The following is a 6352-nucleotide window of genomic DNA, read 5'->3' as shown; positions in this document are numbered from 1 at the left end:
GCTGGCCCACCGTATAGAGCGGGTTCAGTGAGGTGAGCGGGTCTTGGAAAATGGCGCCGATGTGGCGGCCGCGCAGCTTGCGCATGTCTTCATAGGGCAAGTTGTCGATGCGCCGGCCCTCGAAGCGGATCTCGCCACCCGCCACCCGGCCCGGTGGGTCGAGCAAGCCGATGATGGCTGCGCCGGTGAGCGACTTGCCGGCCCCCGACTCACCCACCACACCAAGCACCTCGCCGGGCTGGATGCTGAACGACACGTCGTCGAGCGCGAGCAGCGTGCCGTGGCGCGACGGGAATTCGACGCGCAGATTTTTGACTTCGAGCAAGGGCGGGGTCATGACGGGATCAGCGCAAACGGGGGTTGAGCGCGTCGCGCAGCCAGTCACCCAGCAGGTTGACGCTCAAGGCGATCATCACCAACACGACGCCAGGGAAGATGGTGATCCACCACTCACCCGACAGCAGGAAGTCATTGCCCACACGGATGAGCGTGCCGAGTGACGGCGACGTGACCGGCATGCCCACGCCCAGAAAGGAGAGCGTGGCTTCGATGATGATGGCCGTGGCCACCTGAATGGTGGCGAGCACCGTCACCGGCCCCAGCGCATTGGGCAGCACATGCTTGCGCATGATGCGCAATGAGGGCACACCGATGACGCGCGCCGCCTGCACGTATTCCTTGTTGCGCTCGACCAGCGTCGAGCCGCGCACGGTGCGCGCGTACTGCACCCAGCCGGTGAGCGATATCGCAACGATCAGCACCGCAAACGCCAGCGTGTCGTGTGCCGTGGGGAACAGCGCGCGCCCCACGCCATCAACCAGCAAGGCCACGAGGATGGACGGGAAGGACAACATCACGTCGCACACCCGCATGATGAATGCGTCGGTGCGCCCGCCGACGAAGCCAGCAATCAAACCCAGGCTCACTCCCACGAGCACCGACACCAGCACGGCGGCCAGGCCCACCATCAGCGAGATGCGCGTGCCGTACATCAGGGCGGACAGAATGTCGCGCCCCTGCGCATCGGTGCCGAGCAGGTATTTGGCGCGGCCTTCGGGCAGCCAAGCCGGCGGCATCAGCGCATCGCCCAGCTCCAGCGTGGCCAGGTCGGTGGGGTTGTGGGGAGCGACAACGCCCGCAAACATGGCGCTGAACACGCAGACGAAGGCCACCAGCGCCGAGGCCATCGCCAGCGGCGAGCGCCTGAAGCTGTGCCAGACATCGCCTTCAAAGAACCGCGCCAACGCAACGCTCACTTGGCTCGCTCGTTCACGGTCACCCAGCGGTAAGGCATGGTGTTGTCGGCCAGCTGCGTGAGCTCGATGGTCTTCTTCATCGCCCAGGCCAGCGACTGTTGGTGCAGCGGCAGGTGCCCCACATCGGCGGTGTGCAGGTCGAACGCTTCCTTGATCATGGCGTTGCGCCTGGCCTGATCGGTTTCGCTCTGGATCTTGAGCGTGAGTTCATCGACCTTGGGGTTGCTGTAGGCGCCCAGGTTGAACTGGCCCTGGCCCTTGTCGGTGGGCGTGGCAACCAAGGCGGCCAGCGCGTTGTGTGCGTCGTAGGTGCTGGGCGTCCAGCCCAGCAGATACAAGCTGGTGTCGCGGCGCAGGATCTTGGGGAAGTAGGTGACCTTGGTCTCGGTTTGCAGGTTCACCTTCACACCGATGCGTGCGAGGTTGGCGGCCACCGCCTGGCAGATGTCGGCGTCGTTGACGTAGCGGTCGTTGGGGCAGTTCATGCCGACCTCGAAGCCGCTCGCGTAGCCGGCGTCGGCCATCAGTTTCTTGGCCGCTTCCACGTCGTAGGGCAGGCGCTTGTTCTGCTCGGTCGAGAAGCCGCGAATGCCGGGGCCGACCATCAGGGCGGTGGGCAAGGAAGCGCCACGCATCACGCGCGTCTTGATGGTCTCGATGTCGATGGCCTGGTAGAAGGCTTGGCGCACACGCTTGTCTTTGAACGGGTTTTTGCCTTTGACGCTGGAGAACAGCATCTCGTCGCGCTTCTGGTCCATGCCCAGAAAGATGGTGCGCAACTCCGGGCCTTGCAGCACCTTGAGCGTGGGTGAAGCCTTGATGCGCTCGATGTCTTGCAAGGGCACCGGCTCCATCAGGTCGATCTCGCCCGATAGCAAGGCTGCGACTCGCGTGGCGGCGTTGCCGATGGGCGTGAAGATCACTTCGGTGACGTTGCCTTCGACCTTGCCCCAGTAGGTGCCGTTGCGAACGAGCACGGTGCGGGCCGACGGCTGGCGCTCTTTCAAGCGATACGGCCCGGTCCCGTTGGCCCGGAAGCTGGCGGCGTTTTCGATGCCTTTGCGGCGATCGACTGGGTTGGTGGCTTTGTTTTCTTCGCACCACTTCTTGCTCATCATGAAGACCTGGGTCAACACGTCCGGGAGGATGGGGAAGGGCATCAAGGTTTCGATTTCGATGGTGTGCGCGTCGACCTTGCGCACCTCCTTGAACGATGTGGTGTAGCCCTGCATGTCAGAGCCCGCGCCAGCCGCGCGTGCAAACGAGAAGACCACGTCATCGGCCGTGAAGGGTGTGCCGTCATGGAAGCTCACGCCCTTGCGCAGCTCGAAGCGCCATACGGTGGGTTGGGTCTGCGCCCATTTGGTGGCCAGGCCGGGCGCGAGCCCCAGTTGTTTGTCGCGTGCAATCAGCGGCTCATAGATGTTGTTGGTGAAGGTGAGCTGCAGGGACTCGTTCAGCGAGTGCGGGTCCATCGACTGCGCGTCGCCCTGGTTGGCCACCTTGAGCATCACCGCCTGGCTCAAACCAGCGGCCAGGCCAAGGGCCACCGCCAACAACACAGATTTCAGTTTCATCGTCTTCTCCTTGTGGGAATTGAGATGTCAATGCGCCTTGCCCGCCGGCTCGGCGCGCAAGCGGGGGTCTACCGCGAAGTACAGCAAGTCAACAACGAGATTGATCGTCACGAACACCAGCGCGATCACGCACAGGTAGGCGGCCATCACCGGGATGTCGGCAAAAGTGACCGCCTGGATGAACAGCAGCCCCATGCCCGGCCACTGGAACACCTGCTCGGTGATGATTGAGAAAGCAATCAGCGAGCCCAGTTGAAGCCCGGTGATGGTGATGACGGGCACCAGGGTGTTCTTGAGTGCATGACCGAAATAGACCACGCGGTTGGGCAAACCGCGAGCCCGCGCGAATCGGATGAAGTCGGCGCGCAAAACCTCCAGCATCTCGGCACGCACCAACCGCATGATGAGCGTGAGCTGAAAGATCGCCAGCGTGGTGGCGGGCAGGATCAGGTGCTTCCAGCCATCCAGACTCAGGAACCCGGTGTTCCAGCCACCCAGCGCGACCAGTTCACCGCGCCCGAAGCTAGGCAGCCACTGCAGCAAAACGGCAAACGCCAGGATCAACAAGATCCCGATCAGGAAAGTGGGCAACGAGACGCCGAGCAACGAGAGTGTCATCAGCACCTGAGACATGAAGCTCCCCCGCCGCAGGGCAGCATAGACGCCCATGGGGATACCCAGCAGCAAGGCCAGGAAGGCCGCGACCAACGACAACTCCAGCGTCGCCGGAAAGCGCTCGACAAAGAGTGCCGAGACCTTGCGGCCCTGCCGCAGGCTCAAACCAAACTCGCCTTGCAAGGCATTGCCGACAAACCGTGCGAACTGAACCGGGAACGGCTTGTCCAGCCCGAGGTCGGAACGCAGTTGCTCACGCTGCGCGGGCGTGGCGTCTTGCCCCAGCAGGTTGGTGACCGGGTCACCGACATACTGGAACAGCATGAAGGCGATGAAGGCCACCGCCAGCATCACGGCAACAGCTTGGATCAGGCGTCGAAGAATGAAGGCAAGCATCTGGAGCGATGTTGTACAACGATCTTGAGCAGTTACCGCAAAGGCCATGAAAAAGGCCGCCCGAAGGCGGCCTCAGATTCAGGCTCGCGCACGAGTCGCGAGTGGTGAATCAGAAGTCGTGACGAACGCCCAGAGCGAAGGCGCTGTTGTTGGTCAGGTTGGTTTCCTTGACTTGTGCGAAGTCGAGGTAAACCTTGCTGCGCTTGCTCAGGAAATAGTCAACACCGACGCCCAGCTTCTTCAGCTTGACGTCATTCGGCACGCCCGCTGCCACGGCGCGGTCCGTATTGCGCTGGGTGTACTGCGCCTTGACCACGACGGGGCCAACAGGAGCCGTCAGGCCAAAAGAGAGCGCATCGCTGTTGACTATGCTGCCAGTACGCGTCTTGCTCTTCGCGTAGGAGACCATCGGGCGCATGAAGCCAAGGTTGTAGGCAAAACCTGCATTCACGAGGGAGTTGCCGTCCACAGCACCGGTGGTGGCGCCAAACGTCGGCGTGCCGGCGTTGATCTTGTCGTAGGCAATACCCGCGTAGATCGGGCCGGCGGTGTACTCGGCGTTGACGCCTACGTCGCGGCCCGCAGTTCCATTCTCATTGAGGCCCACAGCCACATTGGCTGTGAAACCGCCGAGGTTGGGGGTCTTGTAGCCAACGGTGTTTGTGGTGCGGGCACCCAGACCAACAGCCGAAGGGTTGGTGTAGTTAGCGAATGTCAACGCGCCGACCTGCGCAATGCCACCATAACCGAACGGATCGGTTTTCAGGCTGACCCAGAAAACCGGCGAATACCAGCGACCGAAGTAAACACTGCCGGCATCTTTGCTGGTCAGCTGAACATAAGAACCGCCGAACCAGAACGTCGATGTAGCCGCAGGCTGGGTTCCGGTGTTCTGATTGCCGGTGTCAGGCGAAAAGCGGTGTTCGATCAGGAATTGAGCCGACAGGCCGCCACCGAGATCTTCGTTGCCACGGAAGCCGAGGCGCGAGCCCGGACCGCCATCGCGAACTTGCCAAGCCTCACTGGTGCCCAACGCGGCGACACCACCGGTACCGGCCGTACCGCCATTACCCTTGGCGACGCTTTGATCGATGATGCCGTAGATCGTCACCGACGATTGAGCTGATGCGACACCAGCGAACGCGCCCAGCACTGCGAGAGCGAGAAGAGATTTTTTCATTGCGACTATCTCCTAGGTTGAACAAGAGGTCCCGGTCATTTCCCCCCCTTCGGGGCGGCCGGGCCGAACTCCTCAGCGGAAGTTGCCGTATTGCACCAGAGGGCCGTTGGGCTTGCAAAGGTTCACGAGTGAATGAGTGCCGTTTGTTGTCAATGAACAACGAGAAAAAAATGCCCTCGCGAGCCTCGAAATCACCCATGAACCCACATCAAAACAGGCTCGAAAAAAGGCTTTTCACCTAGGGTAATCTCGGGGGAATGAACATGCATCAGCACGCCAAAAAAGGCCATTCCAATCTGGACGATTGGCTCAGTGCCGCAGACAACGCGTTGCGCACACTGGCAGGTGCAAACAGTGCTGCGCGGCCACGCCCTCAGCCCGTCTCGAAGCAAGAACCATTGGGCCAGCAAGAAGCCAGCTTGTCCGCTTCGTTGATGCGCGTGAACCATGTGGGTGAGGTCTGCGCCCAGGCCCTGTACAACGCGCAGTTGCTGGCCACCCGAGACCCCGTCTTGCGTCAGAGCTTTCACGATGCCGCACGCGAGGAAACCGACCACCTCGCCTGGACACACCAGCGTTTGCGCGAGCTCAATGCTCGCCCGAGCTTGCTGAACCCGCTCTGGTACGCAGGTGCTTTTGGAATCGGCTGGCTGGCGGGGCGGATCGGCGACAAGGTCAGCCTCGGGTTTGTGGTTGAGACCGAAGCGCAGGTCGAACACCACCTCGCGTCACACCTGGATCGTTTGCCCGCCAACGACCTCGCGTCGCGAGCCATCGTGCAGCAGATGAAGGAAGACGAAGCACGCCATGGCGCACAAGCACGGCAGGCGGGCGCCGCGCCCTTGCCTGCACCGGTGCGCTGGGCCATGCGCGCCGCCGCCAAGGTCATGACGACCACTGCCCACCACTTGTGAGCGTGGTTGCTAGGCCTCCACGAGCTCGTGGCTGGTGGTGATCTCCGCGGTCTTGGCCAGCATGATGCTGGCCGAACAGTACTTCTCGTGCGACATCTGGATCGCGCGTTCCACGGCCGCCGCGGGCAATGCCTTGCCGGTGACGATGAAGTGCATGTTGATTCGTGTGAACACCTTCGGGTCGGTGGCTGCGCGTTCAGAAGTCACTTTCACCTGGCAGCCCGTCACCGCATGGCGCCCACGCTTGAGAATCAGTACCACGTCATACGCCGTGCAAGCGCCCGTGCCGGCCAGCACGGTTTCCATGGGGCGTGGCGCGAGATTGCGGCCACCGCCGTCGGGTGCACCGTCCATCATCAGCACATGGCCGCTGCCGGTTTCGGCCATGAAAGCCATGCCACTCGCCGCCACCCA

General features: G+C 62.3%; 7 protein-coding genes. 1 reads left to right on the top strand and 6 read right to left on the bottom strand.

Annotation, left to right across the window (positions count from 1 at the left end):
• The 5 genes from RMO40_RS23955 to RMO40_RS23935 form a co-directional block, all read right to left on the bottom strand.
• Nucleotides 1-337: ATP-binding cassette domain-containing protein (locus RMO40_RS23955; RefSeq protein WP_309726200.1), on the bottom strand; the 337-nt coding region annotated here is incomplete at its 3' end.
• Nucleotides 338-344: 7 nt separating this feature from the next.
• The gene (locus RMO40_RS23950) at nucleotides 345-1256 is read right to left on the bottom strand and encodes an ABC transporter permease subunit (protein WP_309726198.1); all 912 of its coding nucleotides are present in this window, start codon (nucleotides 1254-1256) and stop codon (nucleotides 345-347) included.
• Nucleotides 1253-2833, bottom strand: a complete 1581-nt coding sequence (locus RMO40_RS23945; RefSeq protein WP_309726195.1) for an ABC transporter substrate-binding protein — start codon at nucleotides 2831-2833, stop codon at nucleotides 1253-1255. Before RMO40_RS23945 ends, RMO40_RS23950 begins: the two co-directional genes overlap by 4 nt.
• A gap of 27 nt (nucleotides 2834-2860) precedes the next feature.
• Complete coding sequence (locus RMO40_RS23940) at nucleotides 2861-3844, bottom strand: ABC transporter permease subunit (RefSeq protein WP_309726193.1); 984 nt, start codon at nucleotides 3842-3844, stop codon at nucleotides 2861-2863.
• Between the two features lie 109 nt (nucleotides 3845-3953).
• Nucleotides 3954-5024 (bottom strand): porin, encoded by a 1071-nt coding sequence (locus RMO40_RS23935; protein WP_309726190.1) that lies wholly within the window; start codon nucleotides 5022-5024, stop codon nucleotides 3954-3956.
• A gap of 263 nt (nucleotides 5025-5287) precedes the next feature.
• On the opposite strand from RMO40_RS23935, the gene coq7 reads away from it, so the two are divergent.
• Nucleotides 5288-5938 (top strand): 2-polyprenyl-3-methyl-6-methoxy-1,4-benzoquinone monooxygenase, encoded by a 651-nt coding sequence (coq7, locus tag RMO40_RS23930; RefSeq protein WP_309726188.1) that lies wholly within the window; start codon nucleotides 5288-5290, stop codon nucleotides 5936-5938.
• A gap of 9 nt (nucleotides 5939-5947) precedes the next feature.
• Here coq7 and RMO40_RS23925 read toward each other — a convergent pair whose 3' ends face one another.
• On the bottom strand, nucleotides 5948-6334 hold the full coding sequence (locus RMO40_RS23925; protein ID WP_309726202.1) for an OsmC family protein: 387 nt from the start codon (nucleotides 6332-6334) through the stop codon (nucleotides 5948-5950).
• Nucleotides 6335-6352 lie beyond the last annotated feature (18 nt).

It is taken from the genome of Rhizobacter sp. (assembly GCF_031412075.1).
GTDB lineage: Bacteria > Pseudomonadota > Gammaproteobacteria > Burkholderiales > Burkholderiaceae_C > Rhizobacter.
The sequence above is the reverse complement of the archived record's forward strand: the minus strand, read 5'-3'. Positions and strand labels throughout refer to the sequence as shown.

Coding starts and splice junctions, on each gene's coding strand:
- RMO40_RS23945 (WP_309726195.1), bottom strand. CDS start 2,833: ATGAAACTGAAATCTGTGTTGTTGGCGGTGGCCCTTGGCCTGGCCGCT.
- RMO40_RS23940 (WP_309726193.1), bottom strand. CDS start 3,844: ATGCTTGCCTTCATTCTTCGACGCCTGATCCAAGCTGTTGCCGTGATG.
- RMO40_RS23925 (WP_309726202.1), bottom strand. CDS start 6,334: ATGGCTTTCATGGCCGAAACCGGCAGCGGCCATGTGCTGATGATGGAC.
- coq7 (WP_309726188.1), top strand. CDS start 5,288: ATGCATCAGCACGCCAAAAAAGGCCATTCCAATCTGGACGATTGGCTC.
- RMO40_RS23935 (WP_309726190.1), bottom strand. CDS start 5,024: ATGAAAAAATCTCTTCTCGCTCTCGCAGTGCTGGGCGCGTTCGCTGGT.